The organism is Bacteroidota bacterium (genome assembly GCA_016706255.1).
Lineage (GTDB): Bacteria > Bacteroidota > Bacteroidia > Chitinophagales > BACL12 > UBA7236.
In genome coordinates, this window is sequence record JADJJZ010000003.1 from 998,611 (window position 1) to 1,022,040 (window position 23,430).

Annotated in this window: 24 protein-coding genes; 10 read left to right on the forward strand and 14 right to left on the reverse strand. The window is 33.0% G+C overall.

Going from position 1 to position 23,430, the window contains the following annotated elements; all coding sequences use genetic code 11:
- Nucleotides 1-100: 100 nt before the first annotated feature.
- The 7 genes from IPI65_06050 to IPI65_06080 all read right to left on the reverse strand — a co-directional run bounded on the left by IPI65_06050 (nt 101) and on the right by IPI65_06080 (nt 6,843).
- Nucleotides 101-1,030 carry a hypothetical protein gene (locus tag IPI65_06050; protein MBK7441089.1) on the reverse strand — a complete coding sequence of 310 codons (930 nt, stop codon included), beginning with the start codon at nt 1,028-1,030 and terminating at the stop codon, nt 101-103.
- Nucleotides 1,031-1,267: 237 nt separating this feature from the next.
- Nucleotides 1,268-2,644 (reverse strand): SUMF1/EgtB/PvdO family nonheme iron enzyme, encoded by a 1,377-nt coding sequence (locus IPI65_06055; protein MBK7441090.1) that lies wholly within the window; start codon nt 2,642-2,644, stop codon nt 1,268-1,270.
- A gap of 291 nt (nt 2,645-2,935) precedes the next feature.
- Nucleotides 2,936-3,718 carry a hypothetical protein gene (locus tag IPI65_06060; GenBank protein ID MBK7441091.1) on the reverse strand — a complete coding sequence of 261 codons (783 nt, stop codon included), beginning with the start codon at nt 3,716-3,718 and terminating at the stop codon, nt 2,936-2,938.
- Between the two features lie 32 nt (nt 3,719-3,750).
- A complete protein-coding gene (locus tag IPI65_06065) occupies nt 3,751-4,167 on the reverse strand; it encodes a hypothetical protein (GenBank protein ID MBK7441092.1) in 417 nt (138 codons plus the stop codon).
- Between the two features lie 149 nt (nt 4,168-4,316).
- Nucleotides 4,317-5,063: a hypothetical protein gene (locus IPI65_06070; protein MBK7441093.1), complete on the reverse strand. Its 747-nt coding sequence runs from the start codon at nt 5,061-5,063 to the stop codon at nt 4,317-4,319.
- A gap of 72 nt (nt 5,064-5,135) precedes the next feature.
- Nucleotides 5,136-6,260 (reverse strand): hypothetical protein, encoded by a 1,125-nt coding sequence (locus tag IPI65_06075; GenBank protein MBK7441094.1) that lies wholly within the window; start codon nt 6,258-6,260, stop codon nt 5,136-5,138.
- A gap of 151 nt (nt 6,261-6,411) precedes the next feature.
- Complete coding sequence (locus tag IPI65_06080; GenBank protein MBK7441095.1) at nt 6,412-6,843, reverse strand: hypothetical protein; 432 nt, start codon at nt 6,841-6,843, stop codon at nt 6,412-6,414.
- A gap of 193 nt (nt 6,844-7,036) precedes the next feature.
- On the opposite strand from IPI65_06080, the gene IPI65_06085 reads away from it, so the two are divergent.
- The 6 genes from IPI65_06085 (at nt 7,037) to IPI65_06110 (ending at nt 12,296) form a co-directional block, all read left to right on the forward strand.
- Nucleotides 7,037-7,495 carry a mobile mystery protein A gene (locus IPI65_06085; protein ID MBK7441096.1) on the forward strand — a complete coding sequence of 153 codons (459 nt, stop codon included), beginning with the start codon at nt 7,037-7,039 and terminating at the stop codon, nt 7,493-7,495.
- A gap of 728 nt (nt 7,496-8,223) precedes the next feature.
- Nucleotides 8,224-8,523 (forward strand): Fic family protein, encoded by a 300-nt coding sequence (locus IPI65_06090; GenBank protein ID MBK7441097.1) that lies wholly within the window; start codon nt 8,224-8,226, stop codon nt 8,521-8,523.
- A 718-nt stretch (nt 8,524-9,241) separates the two neighbouring features.
- Complete coding sequence (locus IPI65_06095; protein MBK7441098.1) at nt 9,242-10,003, forward strand: hypothetical protein; 762 nt, start codon at nt 9,242-9,244, stop codon at nt 10,001-10,003.
- Nucleotides 10,004-10,431: 428 nt separating this feature from the next.
- The gene (locus tag IPI65_06100) at nt 10,432-11,160 is read left to right on the forward strand and encodes a hypothetical protein (protein ID MBK7441099.1); all 729 of its coding nucleotides are present in this window, start codon (nt 10,432-10,434) and stop codon (nt 11,158-11,160) included.
- Nucleotides 11,161-11,271: 111 nt separating this feature from the next.
- Nucleotides 11,272-11,457 (forward strand): hypothetical protein, encoded by a 186-nt coding sequence (locus IPI65_06105; GenBank protein ID MBK7441100.1) that lies wholly within the window; start codon nt 11,272-11,274, stop codon nt 11,455-11,457.
- 56 nt (nt 11,458-11,513) lie between these two features.
- Nucleotides 11,514-12,296 (forward strand): hypothetical protein, encoded by a 783-nt coding sequence (locus IPI65_06110; GenBank protein ID MBK7441101.1) that lies wholly within the window; start codon nt 11,514-11,516, stop codon nt 12,294-12,296.
- Nucleotides 12,297-12,446: 150 nt separating this feature from the next.
- Here IPI65_06110 and IPI65_06115 read toward each other — a convergent pair whose 3' ends face one another.
- The 7 genes from IPI65_06115 to IPI65_06145 all read right to left on the reverse strand — a co-directional run bounded on the left by IPI65_06115 (nt 12,447) and on the right by IPI65_06145 (nt 18,260).
- Complete coding sequence (locus IPI65_06115) at nt 12,447-12,683, reverse strand: hypothetical protein (GenBank protein ID MBK7441102.1); 237 nt, start codon at nt 12,681-12,683, stop codon at nt 12,447-12,449.
- A 95-nt stretch (nt 12,684-12,778) separates the two neighbouring features.
- Nucleotides 12,779-13,351 carry a hypothetical protein gene (locus IPI65_06120; protein ID MBK7441103.1) on the reverse strand — a complete coding sequence of 191 codons (573 nt, stop codon included), beginning with the start codon at nt 13,349-13,351 and terminating at the stop codon, nt 12,779-12,781.
- A gap of 106 nt (nt 13,352-13,457) precedes the next feature.
- A complete protein-coding gene (locus IPI65_06125) occupies nt 13,458-13,754 on the reverse strand; it encodes a hypothetical protein (GenBank protein MBK7441104.1) in 297 nt (98 codons plus the stop codon).
- An 86-nt stretch (nt 13,755-13,840) separates the two neighbouring features.
- Nucleotides 13,841-14,305 (reverse strand): T9SS type A sorting domain-containing protein, encoded by a 465-nt coding sequence (locus tag IPI65_06130; GenBank protein MBK7441105.1) that lies wholly within the window; start codon nt 14,303-14,305, stop codon nt 13,841-13,843.
- Nucleotides 14,306-14,634: 329 nt separating this feature from the next.
- Complete coding sequence (locus IPI65_06135; GenBank protein ID MBK7441106.1) at nt 14,635-14,844, reverse strand: hypothetical protein; 210 nt, start codon at nt 14,842-14,844, stop codon at nt 14,635-14,637.
- Between the two features lie 65 nt (nt 14,845-14,909).
- A complete protein-coding gene (locus IPI65_06140; GenBank protein MBK7441107.1) occupies nt 14,910-15,212 on the reverse strand; it encodes a hypothetical protein in 303 nt (100 codons plus the stop codon).
- A 258-nt stretch (nt 15,213-15,470) separates the two neighbouring features.
- Complete coding sequence (locus IPI65_06145; protein MBK7441108.1) at nt 15,471-18,260, reverse strand: T9SS type A sorting domain-containing protein; 2,790 nt, start codon at nt 18,258-18,260, stop codon at nt 15,471-15,473.
- 208 nt (nt 18,261-18,468) lie between these two features.
- Here IPI65_06145 and IPI65_06150 point away from each other — a divergent pair, with 208 nt between their 5' ends.
- From IPI65_06150 to IPI65_06165, 4 genes are all read left to right on the forward strand, one after another.
- On the forward strand, nt 18,469-19,539 hold the full coding sequence (locus IPI65_06150) for a DUF1573 domain-containing protein (GenBank protein MBK7441109.1): 1,071 nt from the start codon (nt 18,469-18,471) through the stop codon (nt 19,537-19,539).
- 433 nt (nt 19,540-19,972) lie between these two features.
- Entirely contained in the window at nt 19,973-20,989 is a 1,017-nt protein-coding gene (locus IPI65_06155) for a site-specific integrase (protein ID MBK7441110.1), read from the forward strand.
- Between the two features lie 280 nt (nt 20,990-21,269).
- Nucleotides 21,270-23,018 carry a hypothetical protein gene (locus IPI65_06160; protein ID MBK7441111.1) on the forward strand — a complete coding sequence of 583 codons (1,749 nt, stop codon included), beginning with the start codon at nt 21,270-21,272 and terminating at the stop codon, nt 23,016-23,018.
- A gap of 99 nt (nt 23,019-23,117) precedes the next feature.
- Nucleotides 23,118-23,396, forward strand: coding sequence for a helix-turn-helix domain-containing protein (locus IPI65_06165; protein ID MBK7441112.1), 279 nt, complete (start codon nt 23,118-23,120; stop codon nt 23,394-23,396).
- Nucleotides 23,397-23,430 lie beyond the last annotated feature (34 nt).

Here is a 23,430-nt window from a genome sequence, read left to right on the forward strand (position 1 = left end):
GAATTTATAAACTGCTGTTGGAATTTGCAAGGTTGTAGATTATAATGGGTTGCATATTTTCATCAGATAAGGAATTTATGCAACTTTAAATTCCCATTTTTTAGTTTAAATATTTAATTTCAGCAGTTCGCACATCAAAAATCACGTTGATGTATTTTGAATACTTTTCCGAGTAAAATTTAAAATAGAATCTATCACCTTTTTGCTTATTAAATTCAACTGTTGTAGGCAAATACTTACTATAGCTTATGAAGTAAATAAACGGTTGCAGGTGGGTTGAGAGTAGCTTATCTTCCAACAACTTTTCATATCCCTTCTCGTCACCGAGCCTATCCTTAAACAGAAACCACATGGCAAATAAATTTTTAACGGAATTATTATAATTCCCCAATTCGGGTGACAATCCCAAAAATGAAAAATCATCTGCTTCCTGAAATATATTTTCATTAGAGTATGGATAGTTGCAATTAATCCGAATGGCTATTAAATAACTAATTTCAGTTACTTCATTTAAAACATTTTGTAATTTTGTATTAGATTTATTTAAATTATAATCTTTAGGAAAATATGTATAGGGTCTACCATCCAACTCATAGCAATCAAAAGATAATGGCTTATCAATTCTTATTTGCAAAAATTTATAATTATTTTTATATGTGCTATAAAATGCAGAATCTATACCTCGAATAATTGAATCTGAATTTAGCACTGAAATATTTAAATTTATCATGCAATCGTTGGGAACTATATATGCAGTTAGAAAATCATTTATATCATTTTGATTGCCGGTTGTATTCTTATTGCTCTCAGTTAGCTTGTTAATAATACTTGCTGCCAGTTGTTTTTCAAAATTAATTTTAATATAATTTGTAATTGCTTTATTTGTTAAATATTCATTATTGTCTACATGATACCACGGGCAAGAATAATACAAGCTTGTAAATAAAACATCTTTTTGAATTCTGAGATTTTCAGAAGTTTTACAACTAAAAGTAAGGAACAAACAGACAATTATTGCTAAATGCTTCATGAATGATTAATTTTTCAGTGATCTAACTTAAATGTTATTCTTGATAATTTATTTTTTATCTGAAAACATTGGGCGTTTCTCAAAAAATCACTAGTTGGAAATACATTTAGATTTGAATTCTGAGTGAATTTTCAACTGGCAATTTTAATTACTTGAATAAATATTAGGTATTGCCTAGTGTAAAATTATATTTAATTGCATTTAGTATTTAAATATGGAGTCATTAATAGGTCATTTTTATTTTTGTTTTTTCCACTTCCTATTCCACTTATATTTAAATGTGCGTTCATACCACCAATTATCGAGATTTGTAAAATATTTGGCATCGGGATTTACGGGGATTGACAGATAATTCATTGCGCATCTAAATCCCACATCGCACCGATATTCATTTTCCCGCATTTTAATCCTGGACTCAAGAGTCGGCTCTTTCCATGTACCACCTTTCACTACACGAAAGCGATAGTTTGAGGTGTCAGGCATATATTTCCGTAACTTTAAATAATCAGCACCCGTGCCCAGGTCGAAAAACATGTAATTAAGATATCCTTGCCGGTCCATGATTGGATACATATCCTCGTCATAATCAGTTCTGTAGGGATAACTAAATCCACCTGCTAAAAATACTTCTAGTGTATTTACAGGGTCTGAGTTAAATTTTTCTTCAAACGCATCTATTACCCATTCCCTCACATTTCCCTGCATATTTGCCACACCATTCCATTCAAATGCATAATCATTAATATCGCTCATTCGTTTGGGCAAATTAAGTTCGTTTAATTCTGAGCTATGATTAGAAGCAAAATCATCCAATTTAAAGTTATCCGGACGCATTCCTTTTGAGCGTGCAATTTCTAAAATAAAATAATCTTTGCCATAAGGGTAATTATTGATATCACCTTTGTTATTAATTGTTTTAAATGGTAGCTGGTAGGCATTATGTGCAGCGTATTCCCATTCTTCTTCTGTCGGCAAGCGGTATTGGGGTAATAGCAGCCCATCTGAAACAATTGGAAATCGACCCATTTTAGGATCGCCGGCATAGGGAGAATAATCTTTTACACCACGGTTTATGCCTGTAGTATACATATTCGCTAAATAGGTTTCTGTTGTAAAATGGTCTTCACCGGTCCCCATTTTATTAATATCAAGCATACCCCTGTCCCATAAAATAATTTCATTTAACCTGTCCGTTTTCCATTGTAAATAATCCTGAATCTGTAACCATGAGAGCCCAATTACAGGGTAATAGGAAAAGGCGGGGTGTAAAAAATTATTTGAAATATAAGGGTCATTGTAAGTTAAATCATCATTACAAATGTTTTCAGGTGGTAAACATTTTGTATATACTTCCGGGAAATCAGGAAATTGTTCTTTTGTCCAAATAGTATAAACGCGATAATTATAATTTATTTCTTCTGATGGTGCTAACCAAAATGATCGTAAAGATTTATTTCCTTTTATAAACGCCATATCCGGTGGCTTTACCCCAATTACTTCATCCATAACTTTAGAACGTTTTTCACGCAATGAATCGGCTGTTATAAAAGAAGTGAGGCTAAGCAGGAAAATAAATAATAAAATGAGAACGGGTTTTATTTTATTGTGTTTCATATAGGTTGCTATCTAATTAGTTATTCAAACAGGTTACTATAACCTTTTAAAATTATGCCTTCATTTGATAATTTACTCGGCTTAAAGTAATTAAAATGCCACTTACCTTCTTTCGAATTGATGGCATTATTATAAAAGAAAAGTGTATTTTCTAGAAAATTATATTTGCCAACAATTACCTCAGGGCAACTATTGTTATCTAAATAAATGTTTCCAATGTGATCAAAACGAATTTTAATATCTTGTATATCACTTGGTTGATTTGATAATGTAATAGATTTTTGATTTTTATCAACATGGAGAAAAAGGTTTGCCAGCCGTCAAAAAGTAGATGCCCATTTCGTCTAAGGTGTTACCCAAATAACTTATTCGAGTTTCTGTTTTGGTATTCGCATCAATTTTGACAATTTTATTTTTATCGCTCATGAGTGACACTCCGATTATGACGCCATATTGATATTGCATTTGATTATAATTTGCTAAATTATTATTATTATTATTATTATAAATATAATTATAAAAATCAATATATGGATTATTAATTAAGCTATTAAATATTTCTGGACCTTCCTTGAGACCATTATAGTAGAAATTTGAATTGATGCTTTGCTGGTAATTAATAAATTTTCCATGTGGTATCAGTTTGTAATTTTTTTGTAGTTTTAAATATTGGATTGAATTGATGTCTAGTCCTTCAAACGTTGTATCAATACAATAGCCATCAATGAGATAATTTGATTCATATACAGGGTATAATTCAGATTTATCACTTAATTTAACAACCTTTTTATTTATTATTCCTTCACCTGTTACTCTGGTTATTTCAGAAAATTTTTCAGCGTTATAGGCACTCCTGCTATTAATTACCGACTTATATAGTTTGCCCATTTTATAATAGGAGGTATCACCTTTTATTGTTGAAATGTATCCATCTCCATTAAACAAGGTGTGTTTACCATTTAAAAACTGCCAGCTAAGGAAATAAAGCTCACCATCTTTATAGGTGCAAGATTGAATATATTTATATGGTCTGTTAAGGCCTTCAGAAATATATTGGGTCCATACGCTATCCATAATGCCATGTGTAAAGTGTCCATGCAACACTCTCAAAACGGTATCACCGGATATTTCATATTTTGAGTATTCACCATTTGGCCGGCCTTTTCCATTTCTATTTCCAGATCAGGTATAGTATCTCCTTTATATAAAGTATACAATCCATCCATTAATCCATTCTTCCAATGGGTAATTGCATAAGGAAAATCAAAAGGAAAATTATAGGAGATATCTTTTCCATGTAGTTTATGATCCAAAACGTCAAATTCCCTTACCAGAATTTTATCAAAATATCGGGAATAGATCATATAATGTGCAGCATTTGCAGTATCCTTTAAAGCATATTGTTCATTAGCGAATTCAAAGTAATTTAAATCCCCATCAACTATCCTGATCGTATCCTGTGATAAAACCTGATTTAATTGAAATATAATCGCTAAATAGCATATGGTTAATCTGCGTGACATAATTTAAAGATATTTATTTTTTGCCAAATACCGCACAACTACAGTGATTCTTTCGGGGGAAATGAAAATTTTAACCATTTGTTAGGAAAAGCTATGTTTTGGGGGTTTACAAATTCAAAATGCGGCTTCACTGCATTGTAATATAAATCCTACTTACTTTTTACCAAATAGTATTTTCTAATTGAATATGTTATCGTGGTTTTAATGGAATGTAAATCTGCTTCTTCGTCAAAATCAGATTCATTTGAAATTGCTAATGGAATTATTTTTAATTGTTTCTTATTGATAACAAATTCATTCCTTTCATAAAATTCAGTATCGCACTGATAATCATTTTCAATTGCTGTTGTATCTCCCTCTTCCCTAAAACAGGCTGCATTTGTGCAGGAAGTTTCGGAGTCTTCCAGTTTTAAAACACAAATGAGTTGCATGGGATTTAAATTAATCAAATAAGCATCGGTAGAACTATAACCACCACCTCCACATGAACTCATATGCCAAAAACCTGAAGTTATAGATATGTTTAACATCTTTTTTCCTCGCATATTTTCAACTCGACCTACATGCACCTCAGGGACCTCCGATTCATTAAAGTCGCACAAAAAATAGGTAAAATAATATCCGCTATTTTGCTTGACAATAAACAATGAAGATTCCGTTTTAAATATTAAAAGATTTTCGCTCGCAACGCTATCAACTACAATTGTCTCCGCCGGAAAATTCATTTCTTTTGAATCACTCAGGAGTAGAAGATTTATAAAAAAAATTGTATCCGGATAATTTGCAACTGCTTGTTCATAGTTTGTTTCAGCATCACTATTTTGAAGGCTGGAATCGTCTACCTGACTGAAGCAGGGGATTGTTGAAAATATTATGATATAAAACAAGTATTTCATTTCAAAGTAAATTTAAATAATATTATATATAAACCTAATTTGAACAACAATTTATTATGCAAATTACCTGTTTTATTTTATGTTATGCCTTTTTAGGTATTCGTTTATTTGTATTTCAGATTTCTGTTTTAATAAATTATAAACGTCTACTCGTGGGTTAAAGTAAAGTAAATAATAGTTTGGTATTGAATAGTTCCCATTGTATTCAAAAATTCTGGAACCGAGGGCTATGTAATTCCCATTATCGAAGTTGATTTCCTTCAAGTAAAATTCTTTGTTTTTTATTTCTGTAGTATCAATAAAATCCCTTATGGGCCATATCACCCAATTTTTTAAATCATCGAAATTTGATGTATAAATAACTGGTTCCTCACCAGTCTTGATCAGCATTATTTTTTTGCCATCGCCAAGGATTTGGAGATTGGAATAGATATTTTTAAGCATTGCAATTGGAATTTGACCTTCAGGTGTTTTTTTATAAACCACCTTATAGTATTGGCCTCTTATAATAGTATCACCGGCGAAATAATTACTCATAGTATTGTAAGGATTTGATCTAATTAACCAATCTAATATTTTTTCGGGATCTTTGTTCTCCGATTTTGGGTAAACTGCATTAGAATAATAATTTTCTACATTAAAATCATAGATATTATCCGGAGTTATAAGAGACCCATTGAGTGGAATAAAATTCTCCTTGGCATACCAAAGCACAGGATCAATTACATAAGTTCCTTTTTTAAAGGCTATTGAATCCAAAATGAAATCGTTATCTCTAAAATCACTAGGGACAATTCGCATTGTATCCTTTCCATGCACAACCACTGCCATTAGGTCAGTTGGACATAAACCCCCTCCGGGAGTGGGAACTGAACTGAAATAATAATATCCCTTTTCAAATTGCAAAATAGGATAGAGGTATTTAGAAGATGAGCTAGCGTAAGTTATGGGATGCTGGTAATGCTTACCCGTGTAATAATCTGGCATCTTGCTAAAAACATGAAACCACTCAGCCTCCGATTCTGGCCAACTAACAAAAACTTTATAGTCCTTTGATTTAGGAGTAATGACATTGGAATCTGCATCAAGAACACTGATTTTGAAAGTGCCTCCATAAGGGCCAGGCTGTGCTAGTAAATAATTACAGGCAATAAAATAAAAACAAGTTAGGAAAAATAATTTTATAATGATTTTCATGGGTTAATATTTGGATTTAGGTCTTTGCAGAAATGAAACATTAATATAATTCAAACCCGAATTTAAAGTGCAACGGAGCATTCACCGAAAACTAATAGGTAATTCAAAATCGAAAAATAATAAACGTTTGCACTATTGATATATTTTTCAGTTACAAATTATTTACAATTCCTGAATAACTCTTCCCAATTTCATCATAAGTAATTTTTTGTCCAACCTCCAATTTATTTAGGGATACTAAAATTTCATTTATCGAGTTTGATAAATTTTCTTTTTGTTTTAGATTAAAATCACTTTCATCAATTTCACCATTTAAATCTAATATTTCTTCATTTAAAAAAAACATTATACTTTCCAATTGGTAATTTTCAGGACAATTTCCTTCACCGGTATAAGTACAATCCTTTACATGGTTATCATATTTAAGTTTAATCAGTGTTAATAGGTGTTGAAGGAATTCAATTTTGAAAGCTAATCTTTTGTAATCATAAATCTTTGATTTTACAGAAGATATAAATTCCTCATAATTGTCAAGCTGTGTGTAACTTACAAATTCTTCAGCATGTTGCTTAATAAGGTTCATTAGGTATCAATTGAAACAAAGTCTAAGGTAAACTATTGTTTCAATTATTTATTGACATTTTCATTCTACTCAAAATTTCAGGTAATACTTTGACAAATGAAGTTGAATAGACAGGTTATAACCTGACAAATAATTGCATAAGTTAGGATATTACCTTACATTTGCACTAATAAGTCAGGTAATAACCTTACAAATGAACAAAAAGAACCTACTCAAACAACAATTGAACAGCAAAATGGCCGCCTACGCTACTTTGAAGCATGTAGCCATTCCTACAACCGGTTGGATTAAAGCTATTCGAAGTGCCTTGGGCATGTCGATGGAGCAGCTGGGCAACAAATTATCAATTACAAAACAAAGTGTGCACGAGATTGAACACAGAGAAATGGAGGGTCGTATTACAATCAAATCGTTGAAGGAGGTTGCTTGCGCAATGGATATGCAATTAGTGTATGGTTTTGTTCCAAAAGATGGTTCTTTAGATGCACTTATTGACCGAAAAGCAAAAGAATTAGCCATGCAGATAGTAATGCGCTCTGCAAACACAATGAAACTTGAAGACCAGCAAAACACTCCTCAACGAATTGAGCAGGCTATAGCGGAAACAGCATCTGCAATTAAAAAAGAAATGCCCAAAATATTATGGGATTAAAATTTCGGGTTTTATTTAATCATAGATAGGAGCGTATTCAACTGTGATCCAACCTTAACTGCCGTATATATTTCTTTTGTTTGAATGAATGCCGGGAAACAGATCAATTTGATAGGATTATTGGCATCTTTAGCACAATTAGAATGCCCAACAATTTGTATATTGGTGCTACCAAAACATCATAGACTAAAATTTAATTACTTTTGGCTAACTCCAATCTGCCGAATGTGCTCACGCTAATTTGGCATGTATGAGTAAATTTAATTGATTTTAATAAAATGAATCTCATTAGCCGGTAAACAATAACACCTTGAAAACCAATCAAATTCATAACCAGTTATATAAATTAATATATGATAAAATTTAATAGACCAAATTCTTTATTTGGATTACTTTTATTATTAGTTTATGGTTGTAATTTGCTGATTACTTTAAAATGGACCAAAAACTACGACGAAATATTAATAGCTTCAATTATTTTCGAAGTAATTAGCTTTGCTATATTTTATTTTATAAGATATAAGATATTTATTAGCAATCTCTCGTTCTTTACCGTGTTTTTTGTGCTTTTTCCGGTTTACTTGGATATGTTATTGGATGACACTATTGGATTTAATTACTTAATTATACCACAGGCACTAATCTTGTTAATTATTGTTATTTTTATTAGGAAAAAACCTAAGTTAAATTCTAATGAAAATTGATTTAATACAGGTTCGGGGCTTGAATTGAATAAACTGTTGAACGACACTATTTATTGGATTGAAAATAAAATATTTGAGCCCGATGAAATTGCCATCCGATTTAAACACCGATTAGTCAGCATCCATTGTATCCCAAACGGAAACGGAAGACATAGCCGACTGATTGCCGATATTATTATTGAGAAAATTTTCAAGCGAAAGGTTTTTTCCTGTGGAGCTAATAATTTGACACATACCGGTGAAGCAAGAAAAAAATATATACACGCACTCAGAGCTGCTGATAGAGGGAATTATAAACTGCTGTTGGAATTTGCAAGATTGTAGATTATAATTGGTTGGGGAAGGAAGGTTGTAGTGAACCAATATTCAAAAAAATGTATATTCGTAGGAAACTAAAACGCAATTGATTAAATTAGATTATAGAAGATAAACTATGTAATTTGTTGATGTTTCTTACCATGATAGGAAAAAATACTTACTGCAAATCCAATGCAAGAAATAAATAAGGGTATGATCGGAATATACACAATTAGAAAAACTAGACCTTCTTCTTTTGATTTTAAAGGTAAATTTGGAAAACCTGCAATTTCTGACATAAGGATTATTATTAATAAATAATTTATTAACGTCAAAAACCAATATATTTTAATGCTTTTGGAGAAAATTCAAGACTTCTAATTTACCCAGATTAAAAGTTAAAATCCAATATGTAATTAATACAAGCATATAAAGTATGCTAAATAATTTATTTTTAACAGTTGGAGATGGAGGAGACATCCCAGGAGGATCAACATGTTGATACGTATATGTCCATGCGTAGAAAAAAAATATAAATGCTAATATGGTAAAGCAAAAATTAATTAATTTAAATTTTGCTAGTTTTGTGTTAGTGTCATTTAAATTTGCAACTGATTATTTCCTAAAGCTCTTCTTTTATGGGGTTACTCTCAGCTAAGTTTCATTTTTACTAAATTCGGAATTTGTCAAGTTTGATATAAAATTTTCCCTCAAATTTTTTATCTTTCCAGTAAAATCACATATTATGAAAATGAGCACAATTGGATGGATCGGGTTGGCCATTGGACTAATTGGCGGACTAGCAGGGTTGGCAGTGGGCATTATGGCTGCGCCTGTGGAGGGTTCTATTTTTGGCGTTGTTTTTATTGGTATATTTTTTCTTGTTTATTGGGTTTTTTTCCGGCCTATGATTACAGCAAACCGTATTTTAAAAACCGGTGAACAGCGCAACGGAAAAATATTGGAAGTGTGGGATACAAATGTCACCATAAATAACAACCCACAAATAGGATTACTTGTGGAAGTGAAAAATAAATACGGGAAAACATATAAGACAAAAACCAAAATGGTTATTTCCCGATTACAAGTTGGCGATGTGCGTCCCGGACAATCAGTAACGGTTCGTGTGGATCCACAAAATGAGCAAAAAATTGCAATTGAATCATTCGGTGCGGGTGGCGATGTGAGTTATACCAAAAATGAATATGAAGAAGACCTGCAGCAAATTCTTGGACAAATAGATAAAGAAAATAAAGAAATTTTATTGTCAGGTATATCTGCCGAAGCAAAAGTTGTAGGTTATTACGACCTGAATATAAAAGTAAATGGCGATAACCCGATGGTAATGTTATTTCTTGAAATTTACCCCGGCTTGCAAACTCCTTTTTTTGCAGAAGCCAAAGGCGTAATTGCAACGCAATCAGTATCGAAATTTCAACCCGGTAATATGATTACTGTAAAATATGATCCTAGAAATACTTCGAGGGTGACGTTGGAGCATAGTTGATGAATTAAGAATCGACGTTGAAGTTCATATGCCGATTTAGTCTTATTTTTAAGCCTATGAACAGGATAGTATTGCTAATCGGATTTTTTTTGTTTTGCGGAGCAGGAATTGCTCAGGTTTATATAATTGAACCTTTATATTAATGTAAAACCATACAACTTAAGGCGGGTGGTGAAATTGAATTATCTAACATTCATCAGAATATTAACCATTCAATACTACCTGAATTAGATTTGGATTAAGTATTTTTAATTTAAACTTTGAACATGTTAATAAATTCGCTCTGCAAAGCTGTTTCTAGGAAATGGATGTATTTCTATTTTATGAGTCTCATATTTATTTCTGGATGCTCCTCACCACAACGGATTTATGTCCTTAGTGCATGGGAATTCGAACATCCGATGTTACCAGATACAAAATTCGGATTATTGTCTGAAGAAGAAAAAAATAATTTAATAAAAACGGTATTTCAACAACGACTTAAATTACAGATAATAGTTGATATCAATAATTATGAAAATCACACGAACTTAAATAATACTGAAAAAACGGAATATATACAGTCCCTTTTAACGAATTTTCCACCAAACAATTGTGAAATGGCAATGTCAATTCGCAAAATCGATAGCACTTATTTCGATAATAAAGTATTATTAGTTACCCCAAATATAGGGAATTACGATTTTTATCAAATTCACTTTGCCGGGGAAGGCGGGAAAATTGATTTCTTTTGCAAGGGTAATCCAGGCTCATCAAACTATATTCAATTGCCTATTTTTAATATTGATACAAGTATAATTTACTATGGTAATTACTTAATAGCTATAAATAGAAATGCTAATTTTGATGTATCATCCAGAGCAAATGAAATTTTAGTTCCGGAAATATTATTTTTAAACAAGCCAATGCTGGAATACGATTTATCTGAATATTATTTAAATTATTTAGTATTTCACAATTATGAGCTTGGTGTGGAGAGCTTTATAAAATGGCTTAAAATTTTATCATATACTGAATATTTGCCGAAAGATATTAAACTTGACAGTGAAGAAAAAAAATATTATATTTTTAAATTCTATTCGATGGAAAAAAAGATGACAATGAGAGCTAAAGTGTATAAGCAATATCCAAATGCAATTGAGTATCTTGATAAATAAATCGGGCAATGCTGCATGGAAGTAAATTTATGTAAAATGAAAATAATCACAAATTCATGGCAGGGCTTAACATAAGCAAAAGTTGTCGGTTATTACGACCTGAATATAAAAGTGAATGGCGATAACCCGATGGTAATGTTATTTCTTGAAATTTATCCCGGCTTACAAACACCTTTTTATGGTGAAGCTAAAGCCGTAATTGCAACGCAGTCGGTATCAAAATTTCAACCTGGAAATATGATTACTGTAAAATATGACCCTAAAAATACTTCGAGGGTGACATTGGAGCATAGTTAACGCATTAAGAATCGACCTTGAAGTTCATATGCCGATTTAGTCTTATTTTTAAGCCTATGAACAGGATAGTATTGCTAATCGGATTTTTTTTGTTGTGCGGAGCTGGCATAGCTCAGGTTTACACAATTGAACCCTTATATGAATGTAAAACCATACAACTTAAGTCGGGTGGTGAAATTGAATTGTATTCTATAGATAGTTTTTCACGAGGAAAATTTATTATTGATCTGGATAAAATGTTATTCACCGATCCTATTACCATTAGGTCGCAGCCTGAAATTATCGACATTAAAAAGGTTACCAGATTGGAAAATAACCGGATTCAAATTGATCTTAAAAAAGATAATCGTTATTCACCTGATTTATATTATTTGCAGCTTGATTCCCTAAATAATCCATTATATCTTCAACAAGCAGAAGTTATATTTACAAATTATACCAGTAATCCTGAATCACTCATATTATTTTCAGAATGCACCCGTAACCTCGTGGTGGAAGTTCCACATCAGGAAGGTGACCCGGCTCCGGATGCTGTATTGATGGAAGGCCTTGAAAATGGTAAATATACAGATGGTGAAAATTCTTTTAAACTGGAAAATGGATACGTTATCTGGACAGCAGGAAAAGGAAAAAACGCGTTTCAACGAAAGATACATATCGATAATGCCTATGTATCTACGAATACAAATAACTATTACATTCAGCTCACCGGAAAAGATAATAACGGCATCGGTTATAGCATTGCATTTTTTCATTCCAGTTCAGCATATCCTGCAAATAATTATATTTATTTTGAAAGAATTGAGGGTGGTAAATGGATTGCGATGCGGTGTAATTGAAGAGGAGCGTATTTATGGGTATATTCATTTAACTCAGTTCAATCAAAATTTACTAAAGCGGTTATATTTGAAAGTAAATTCCTCTTTAAACATCGCAGGCAGAATACTTAGAAGAAATAAATCTTCAATATAAATAATTTAGTATCCGGTTCAATAAAACACATATTCAAACGTTATCATCGACTCCAATTCCTCAATACCTTTGTTAGTTGAATAATACATAATTTTATAAGGTAAGGATTTGTCATTGTAAGAAATCGTAGTTCTCCATTCATTTCCTCGTTCATTACCTGTTACCTCAACCGGAAGTCCATTATTGTATTTGACAATAACATCGGAAGAACTATATTTATTTGAGATTTTTGTTTTTTTAATTACTTCGCCCATCTTATTATATGTATAATTTACGAATATAGTATCGCCAATAATTACGGTATCTTTGCTAACAAAATCAATAGGAATTTCTATTTTTTGTATCAAAGTTAAATTCGAATCATATTTAAAATATTCAATTTTTCTATCACGGGAGTATCAATATCATCATATTTATCGTCAGAATAAAATTCCTTTTTTAATTCCCTATCTCCTGCATTGTATTCATAAAGAATCTTATACTCTAATTTCTGGTCTCTATAAGTTAGTTCTGCTTTAATTTTATCCTTGTCATAAAGGAAAACGGTTGAGTCGGTGTTTTTCTCCACACTAGATGTCGGATAATAATAATATTCATATCGGTTTACCAATTCTAAAGCTTTCATACCGCGGTTATTGTATTGATATTCAACACTTCTTTTAATAAGGTAGGCATTTGAATCTATGTCGAATTCATAAGAACATTCGCGCAGTGATTTCTTCCTTTTGTATTCTGCAAAAAAGAAGAGTTTACGATCGTCATAATCCAAGTAGCTATAATCTGGTAAACCTTTTCTATTGAAATGGATTGTTCTAACGGTCGTGTCAATTGCCTTTTTGTCATAGAAGGTTACTTCCGTTTCGATATATTCTTTAATATTCAATTCTTTAGCTACATCTGAAATATCAAAGCCTTTCTCCAAAAAATCCTTATGGGCTTTTTCAACTACTCCTTGGGATGACAAAGTTTTTGAGATGATGATTAACATCAAATAAATTATAATTTTCATAGGTAACGACTAATGATTCTTATTTAAATCCAGTGTAAACAAATATATTCCATGTATTTTTATATGTGGGATTAAAAGAATCGAAATATACTTCCGCCATTTGTATGAATTTTCCTTTATGTACATACGATGTCGAGATATTCATTGGTGCAATATCCTTTAATACAAATGGTGAGAAAATAAGATCCTGATCTGCAAGAAAATGAAAGCCATATTCGAGAGCAATTTGATTTTTTAAATGCGTTGAATCCTGCGCCTTTGATTTTACAATTAGTAAGGTAATAGCCAGGATGAATAACAGAAGTTTATTCCACATGTTGCAAATTTACTATAGTGTGTTTATCATGTATGATCAATGGGTAAAAAGACCTCTTTGCATAAGCTAATACTTAATTTCAAGCATTATTCTGAAATATAAAATGCAGAAATGGTATTGCTTGAATCAGATACTTTAATTATATAAATTCCCGGATTAACATCCTGCAGGACAATATCAGTTTTATTGGTCTGTGCAATATTTTCCCGGCTGATTATTCTGCCTGTAATATCCATAACCTCAATTGAGCTGAACAAAAAGGAAGCATTCACTGAAACAATTCCGGAACCGGGATTAGGAAAAATTTCTACATAGTTTTTGACTGGCAGATCATTTGCTGCGCCTATATTCAGCGTATAACAATCAGTAGTATCGACACAACCGCCTTTATGTAATATCAAACCGAATTCTCCATCACCGCCGGCGAAACTTGAAGGGTATAAACTAGATTCGATGATTTCACCCGAATTACAATCAAACCATTCGTACAGATCGGCATCGGTTTCGTATGGCTCAATATAATAGTCTGTAACATATAGAGAATCATTCAATTCAGTAAATAAGGTAGCCGGCCATCGCCGCCCGATATAATAAGCAAGAAGGTGGTGGTGTCAAAAGTCTCGTTCACCGTCTCCTAGTCCCGGAGGGTTTTCAGGTACACGAAACGTCAGGTGAAATAAGCTGTAACCGGAACGGCCACGATCACTCTCCCAGTCTGATAGCCTGTGAGGCCGCCGAGTGGGATTTTCCTCAGTTTTATCATAGGGCGGGAGGGGCTACCCAATACAATTCTGTCAGAATCAAGTAACAGGGAAGTATGAAGATATTCATCGTAATTGCCACCGAGCGATTTATCCCAGATTGCATTACCGGCTTGATCTTATGCCTGGAGCCAGCCGGCTGTTTTATCCCACCGCCGCCTTGATTTGCGGCGCGGCATCGTATTCAATATATCATCTGATCCTGCGCCTAATGTTTTATCCCACATTACATTGCCTGCGCTATTTATTTTTACGATCCAATAATCATACGTTAAATAGCCCGGAACAGTATCTCGGTTGATTATCGCCGCCAGGGTCGGGTTCCGCATCGTTGTTCGCGGCGCGCCTTGTCTGTCTTTTATTACCCAATAATCACTTCCACACCGAATGGTTCTCAGATTTTCAACCCGCACTGAGCTCCCGCCAGAATAAAAGTATTATCTTCTGAAGGAATTATCGCCGCCAGTTCATCTGTCCCGTAATCACCATTTCCGCTGAATACTTTATCCCATTGTGGTGTTCCCGAAGCGTTCACTTTCAACAGCCAGTAATCGTAATCGTACCGGTTTTCAGATGTTTTGTCAAAACCTGCAGGAGATCTTGAATAGCCGCCCAATAAATAGCCGCCATCAACGCAACGTTGCATACAAGTGAGTTTGTCTTCGTCTTGTCCGCCGATCGTATTTTCCCACTCCACATTGCCGATTGATCAATTTTCACGATCCAAAAATCATTCATGTCCCAGGAGCAGTTTCGATTTGTCACGAAATATTGGATTGGAATAACCACCTAACACGCCCGGGCATGCTTCATTGCTTAAATTCCTCCGGCCTCGATAGTTTTCCCGGCTGGACGGGTTAATTTCAAAGTCCCTCAGAGATCAGGCAACAAATTATTAAGTTTAAATAACAGTTGTTGATCGGTTTTAATAATATTGTTGTCAACATTGATTTCTTCACTTTAATATTTTATTCGATAATAAATTTCTGGTCAAATTGATTCCATTTACAATTACTTTCACAAAATAAATTCCGGTAGCATAATCAGAAACATCAATTTCAGTTTCACTTGATTTAATTTCTATTTGTAAAATATTTTTCCCTGATAAATCGCAAATTGAAATGTTTGATGAAGAATTTATATTGAATTGATTATCAATTGACAGGATTATTTTATCATTTGCAGGATTTGGGAAAATAAATATTCCATTTTCGTTTTGCAAGCTATTTATTTCTACACCTTCATCTATTAATTTATTGCAGTTATTATCTATTCCGTCAAATATTTCGGGTGCTCCGGGGTAAATAAATGGGTTTGAGTCATCACAGTCCGTGCTGTCAGATACATAGCCGGTAATTCCGGTTAAACATGAAAGGGAGTCGATTGTGGGATCTCCGTAACTGTCACCATCATTATCAATAAAAAAAAGTTGCGTGGGTAAACCTTCATCAATCAACAAATTGCAATTATCGTCAATTGCGTTACATAATTCGTTTGAAACAGGATTAATAAAGATATTGCTGTCATCACAATCATTACTATCAATTACATACCCGGCAGGTGCGGAGCCGGAGCAACTCAAAATAGTATTTAATACATTTCCATAAAGATCGCCATCAATATCTGCAAAATATACAACCGGTACATGAATTAGATTATTGAAATCATCGCAATCCGTATTGTCAATAACATAACCGGGTGGGGGAATCTCATCGCAAGTGTTTATTGAAAATAAATCATTTCCGTATCCGTCAGCATCTGCATCATGGTAATAAGTATAAAAAGTAAATCCTTCATCAATTAATACATTACAATTATCATCAAAAGTATTACAAATTTCAATCGCTGAAGGATTAATCAAATTATTCAAATCATTGCAATCGGTACTATCTTCAACAAACCCCGTAGGTGCAAATCCTGAGCAGGAAATAAATGGAATTAATACATTACCGTAGCCATCTTCATCAGCATCGAGAAAATAAGTTGTTGCTGTTAATCCCTCATCAATTAATAAATTACAATTGTCGTCGAGACCGTTGCATATTTCCGGAGTTGCGGGATTCATAAATGCATTTAAATCATTACAGTCTGAATTATCTGCAACATAACCAGCCGGAGCACCATCACATGTTGAAACGGAAATTAAAGGGTTTCCAAATCCGTCAGCATCAAAATCTATATAATAATTTGAATAAATAACACCTTCATCAATCAATGCATTACAATTATCGTCCAAAACATTGCAAAGTTCAATTGCATCAGGATAGATTAAAGGATTTGAGTCATTACAATCGGTATTGTCAAGAACATAACCTTCGGGAGGAGTGCATGAATTTAGGGGGTCAGATACACTTCCATAACCATCACCATCTGAATCGAAATAAAAAATTGTCCCATTTTCACACGACAATTTTATTACCCAGTAATCTCCATTTAATATTTGAGCTTCGGTTTTATCCCATGAAATATCTGAACTTGATTCACCACCAATGATATATCCGCCATCAGTGGTTGGCTCGATGCAATAAAAATTATCTGCGCCGCTTCCTCCAATAGTATTTTCCCAAACAACATTTCCCGATTCATCTAACCTTAATATCCAATAATCTATAACGCCAAGGCAAAATTCTGATTTATCTGCCATAATTCCAGACTTTGAACCTGTTCCAAGTATATATTCTCCATCGCTGAGTTGATGGATTTCTGTAAAAACTCCATCCTCACCATCACCGCCAATCGTATTTTGCCAAATTATATTACCTAAACTGTTAAGCTTCAATATCCAGAGATCCATGTAGCCAATCAAATTCTCCGTTTTATCACCGCCGATTCCTGAATTAGAAGCCCCACTTACAATATAACCACCATCGTTTGTAATATCAATATAGGTTAGGCTTTCACCTAGGGTGCCACCAATTGTTTGTTGCCATTGGATTAAACCTATATCACTTATTTTCACAATCCAATAATCTGAATAACCACCACCACCTACAGTGCCTTCTGTTTTATCTCCTGAAATTAGTGAGCTTGAAGTACCCCCTAATATATATCCTCCATCAGCAGTTTGTTTTATTGACTGTAAAACATCAGAACCATTTCCACCTATTGTATTTTCCCATTGTATATCACCTTCTCCATCTAGTTTGATGACCCAATAATCGTATGAAGCAAGGAAACAATCCTCACTTTTATTACCCGAAGCATACGAATTTGAATATCCCCCTATTAAGAAACCACCATCAGATGTTTCTATAATATCTCCGTTTCTTTCATTTAACGTTCCACCTATAGTTTTATCCCATTGTATAATACCCACGCTATTTACTTTCACAATCCAAAAATCATAACTACCTTCATAATTTGGCTCAGTTTTGTCATAAGAAATATCTGATTCAGATACACCCGCCAAAATAAATCCGCCATCTGAAGTCAATGAAATACTATATAAATCCTCATCTTTATTTCCTCCAATTGTGTTTTGCCAAAGTATGTTCCCCTCAGTATCAATCTTTACAATCCAATAATCAAACTCACCAAGATTGGATTCTGTTTTATCACCATATATATTAGATCCCGATACCCCGGCGAGGATATAATTTCCATCTGGGGTTTGTTTAATTGTTTTCAATTTGTCAGTTGATCCGCCGCCAATGGTATTCTGCCATTCGATTTCAGGCGCCTGTCCGTAAACACGAGTCAAGCACATTAATAAAATTAGGAATATGTATTTTATGAGGTGTTTCATGGAAGTAAATTTAAGGAAAAAATTGGGATTACGGTATCATTATTGCTTATTTCAGCGATTTATACCTTGATGAAATATTTGCTGCAAGCCCCCATGAATTGAATACAAATGATAAAGAGTGTTTACGTGAAAATTTAATCTTATGAAAATAAAACTGCTTCTTTTCAACTGTTTCATTTTACTGACACTAATAGTTAAGTGCCAAAATATGATAACGGCAAATGATTCTATGTTTTTAAGAGCGCCTAAAATAAGTTTCAGAGATAAAAACTTGTTTGATACTACCTTTAATCGGATTAACAACACTTTATATCTAAAATATAGAGACACCATTTACGGTTCTGAAGGAAGAGTTCGTTATTTATGGTTCCGTAATGAAGGAGATTCACCCGTAAAAATTTTAAACACGTTAACCAGTGATCCATGTTATGTTGCCAGCTTTTCACACGACCCAATCAACCCCGGGGATTCTGGTTATTTGTATTGTACTTGTCCATATAATGACCATGAAACTATTGGAAGCACTTTTACTATAATTACAGATGACTCAATTTCACCTCAGCTCAAATTAAACTTTAAACTGGTTGCTAAAGACTTTGTTAAATTAATTGATACAATTCTTTATAATGTGCCTAAGGAAAATGATACAATATTTGCAAGAATGATTTTTAAAAATGTGTCAGGTAAACCGCTCTGGATTGCCTTTGATTCAATTCCAAATTATTTAATTGGAAAATATATTATTAAATATAATAAAAATCCCTTGCCTGATACTACATATTATAAATTCAATAAAAATCGAGTTAGCAATTATTCACAATCAAGAATATACCCTGATTCAACCGGTTTCATTGATATCTTTTGGTTTCAGCGACCTTATGAATACTCTTATTCACCCGGAATTGCTTTTAACATTTACTTTGATACAATTTTATCATCTCAGCAAATTAAATATTTCGATGCTGTTGATTTTTATGGTGAGATTAAAAGATATTATCCTTATTTTGATGTTGAATCAATTAATGCATCCGGTGTATCAACTCCGGATGGTTTTGTCTTTAAATTCCATTTCAAAAATACCGGCAACCTACCGTTAATCATTTATGAAATTAATGCTCCGGAGTATGCCTCAGTTACAGTTAATAAAAATGAATATGCTGTAGGAGAGGAGGGGGAAATAATAATCAATTGTAATAAACCAATAAATAGAAGTTTTCAGGTTTCAGTGAGCACAAATTCTATTTGGAAAAATATTTCACTCCAATGTGAAATTCAATAGTTAATTTCCAAATGGTTCACCAATAATAAAGAAACCTCGTAAATCTTTTATTTACAAAGGTTTAAACCTGTTTAGTGTGATCCCCCTGGAACTTCCCGACGAATACTCCGTTGCACTTCGTATTGTCGGGATAAACTTCTCGTCCTATTTCATTAATTAAATATAAAAATCCGCCTTTGAAGCGGATTAATTTGTTCTTTTCGTGATCCCCTGGAACTTCCCGACGAATACTCCGTTGCACTACGTATTGTCGGGATAAACTTCTCGTCCTATTTCATTAATTAGGTACATAAAAAAATCCGCCTTTGAAGCGGATTAATTTATTTTTTTTAGTGATCCCGCTGGGACTACCAATACTGTTCCCGATTGCACCCTATTTTTATGTAATGCCCTGTTTATAACGGTTTCAACTTTTGCAGAGTTGCAAAATGATATGATTGAAATGAATACCAATGAAAAGTCTCTTACGGGTCGACAATTAAGGGATGGAATCTACGGTAAGAAACCAACAGATTTTTTTGTATTTGCCAATGGAGTGTGTGAAGAATATAAATTGGCAGAGCAAATTGGAACTTACGATAAGAACCGATCTATCCTTGCAAAGCTCAAAGCCTATCCCAAAAGTGGTCAACTATGTTTTCAAGACATCACCCCTGAATTTTTGGAGGTGTATAGCCAATACCTAAAGACTGAGCACAAGAATAAAACAAATACAGTCAACAAGGATTTTAAGTTTATCCGCAAGGTTTTTAATGATGCGTATAGGAAGGGAATTATTGAACATAAGGTTAATCCTTTCAATAATTATAAAATGAAAACCGATAAAACGAACATTTGTTTTCTTTTGGAGGATGAATTAGCTCTTTTCGAGAATGTAGCAACAACCCCCGGAACCCGATTAGAGTTACACAGAGATATGTTTGTTTTTGCAGGATGGACAGCGGGAATCAGAATATCCGATCTTTTGCAATTACAATGGAAAAATTTTAACGGAACGCAATTAGATTTTACAATCAAAAAAACAAAAACGCAACTTTCTATTAAGGTTCCAAACAAGGGACTGGCAATAATAGACAAGTACAAACCGGAAAAGCCGAACAAAAACGCTTTCTTATTCCCGGTATTTTCAGAAGAGTTGGATTTAAATAATCCGGTAGCAGTTGATCAGGCAATTAGCGGAGCCACAGCCTACATCAACAAGAATCTTAAGATTTTGGCAAAAAAGGCAGAAATCGATAAAAACATAAGTTTTCATGTAAGCCGACATACATGGGCTACCATTGCATTAAGAAAAGGTGTTACTTTATTGGCGGTTTCAAAGTTATTAGGGCATTCCAATATCCGAGAAACCATGATTTATGCTAAAATTGTTAATCCTGATCTGGATTTGGCAATGGATAAGTTTAAGTTTAATGATATAAGTGTTTCACAGAATTTAACTTATCGATAACGATTAAATGGAATTATGGCAGTAAAACCCATCAACGACAGTGTTGAAGAACATTTCACAAAAATATACCTGCCAGGAGGCTGGAATTCGACAATACACGGAGGCAATTGGGATTAATTTTTCAAACTTAGACCTTTTCCAACAAATACAATTGCTTGTCAATGAATACTAAAGCTCGATGAACAAGAACATACTAGTGATTATCCATTTTTATATCCATAACCATGAATCATCAAATACTTATTAAACCAGTTTTCAAGTAGGAACCTTTTTGCTAAATGTGGATGAATCAGAGGTGCTTTTTGATTGTGTGAAGTTAGGGCGGTTGAAATTAGAAGTATATGTAAAGTTTGAATTAACCACAAGAGTAATTCCGCAATATTCCTTTGAAGATTTCATGAATGGAGTTCCTAATCCTATTTTATTTGAATTAGGCATAACTAAGTTTTTTAATGAATTGGAATTGCACAAAATAATGAAATGGCAGGAAGAAACATTAATTGAAGTAGTTGACCGGGAAACAAGTCTGGTTATTAAAGGTTTACAAACAAAATGCAGTTCCGTAACTAAGCCTGAAGAGTTTCTCAAAGGAGAATTGGTCAAAATAATATTGTTAAAGGAAGCTCCTAAAAATGATATTGGAGAAATAGGCAAACTGATTTTTAATTTATATTCTTTTAAAGGCATGAAAAATAATAATTTGGATACAACAATATTATTGTATTCCTACGACAATTTTATTAATAAAAGATGCGGCCACAAATTCTTAACACCCTCCAATTTTGAATATTTAAAAGGAAAAAAGCGAACAAAGAAAGATGTAATATTCACTACCGAAATCACAATTTTTTATATAATTGAAAAATTACGCATTTGGATAGAACTTGTTCTTGAAAAAGGAAGTTGGAATGAAACATATTTAATTTTTAACTGGAAAGAACGACTGGAGCAAAAATTAGTGGAGGTAAAACAAAGAATTGAAACTGATACTAAGGAGATTGAATTGAAATTGGTTGATACTCCTGAAAATATGAAAGAACAAGTGCGTTTTAAATATTTCAACTTTTATAGGAGTTCATTCAACAATTTTAACAACAAAAGATATTTTGAATTTTATTCCGGAGTCACTTCCGATTATTATTTAAGGAAGTATACTAATTATGGTTATTTTGAAGGCAATCCCTCCAATGAAGTTAAACAAATTGGTGAAGCAATATATATTCAAAATATGGCTTGGAGGGCAAATAAAAAATTTGTGGAAGCAGCACAAGATCATTTCGACGACTATAGTGATATGGAAGAATTTGTAAACGAAATACCTGCAATCCTAAGTCATATGGTATACGACAAGATATCTTATGTAAATACGCAATTATTGGGCAATCCTTTAATGGATGAAATTTGGTATTATGGTTTGCCTAAGGAAATGATGGAGTTTAACTACAGAGAGTATTTGGAAAATCATCTTGAAAGTATGATAAATAAACTTGAAGTATATTTAAAGGAAGCCGAACAAAATAAAGGAATATTGTATTTGCAATCTCGACTGAAGCAGATGCGGTTAAGGAATTTGGATTACCGAAAATATAGATTTACAGATCAGCATAATAAAATTAAAACAAAATATTCTGAACGGTTGAAAGAATATTTAGAAATTGAAGCAGATTTTATTAATGGAACAAAAGATATTGAAACGCCAAGAATTTTAACTGTTAAAAGCTCGGGTGAATCATTTGACACAATATTTCCAGGAACCAAGGGAGAATTTATTTTGGATTTGCTTGAAGATTTATCAATTACAGTAAATGGTATTTCGCAATTAAGCGATAGGAGAAAGGGAGCTGTAAGAGGGGTGGTAGACGCATTACTTGAGAATAATGTCGCCCCCAATATAAGTATAGAGATTTTATGTAGAATTATAGCTGATAAAATTAGTCTTCCCCTAAATTCAAAACTTAATTTTACCAATATAAGTCAACATTATCAGGCTACTAATACAGCTTATATTAAAAAGAACTACATACATTAAAATTACATCCTATGCAGTCTTATGTAGTCAACTGAAAGGGCACTATCGTTTGCGTTGTTTTACACCGTGCAATGTTGCACAACAAAAAACAACAGCAAAATGAACGTCATTACGATCCAATCAGAAGCATTTGAGCAGCTTAAAAGTATGCTTGATGCAATCAACAACCGACTTACTGCAAAGGAAAAAGAACCAAAGGAAATTTGGCTCGACAATCAGGAGATGATGCAAATGCTAAAAATCTCCAAAAGAACCGCACAACATTACCGTGATAGCGGAATGATCTCTTTCTCTCAGGTAGGGAATAAGATTTACTACAAACTATCTGATGTTGAAGATCTTTTAAAGCGCCATTACAACAAGGCTTTTAAAAGATGACATTACGTATCCAATTTCTTAAATGTTTAAACTT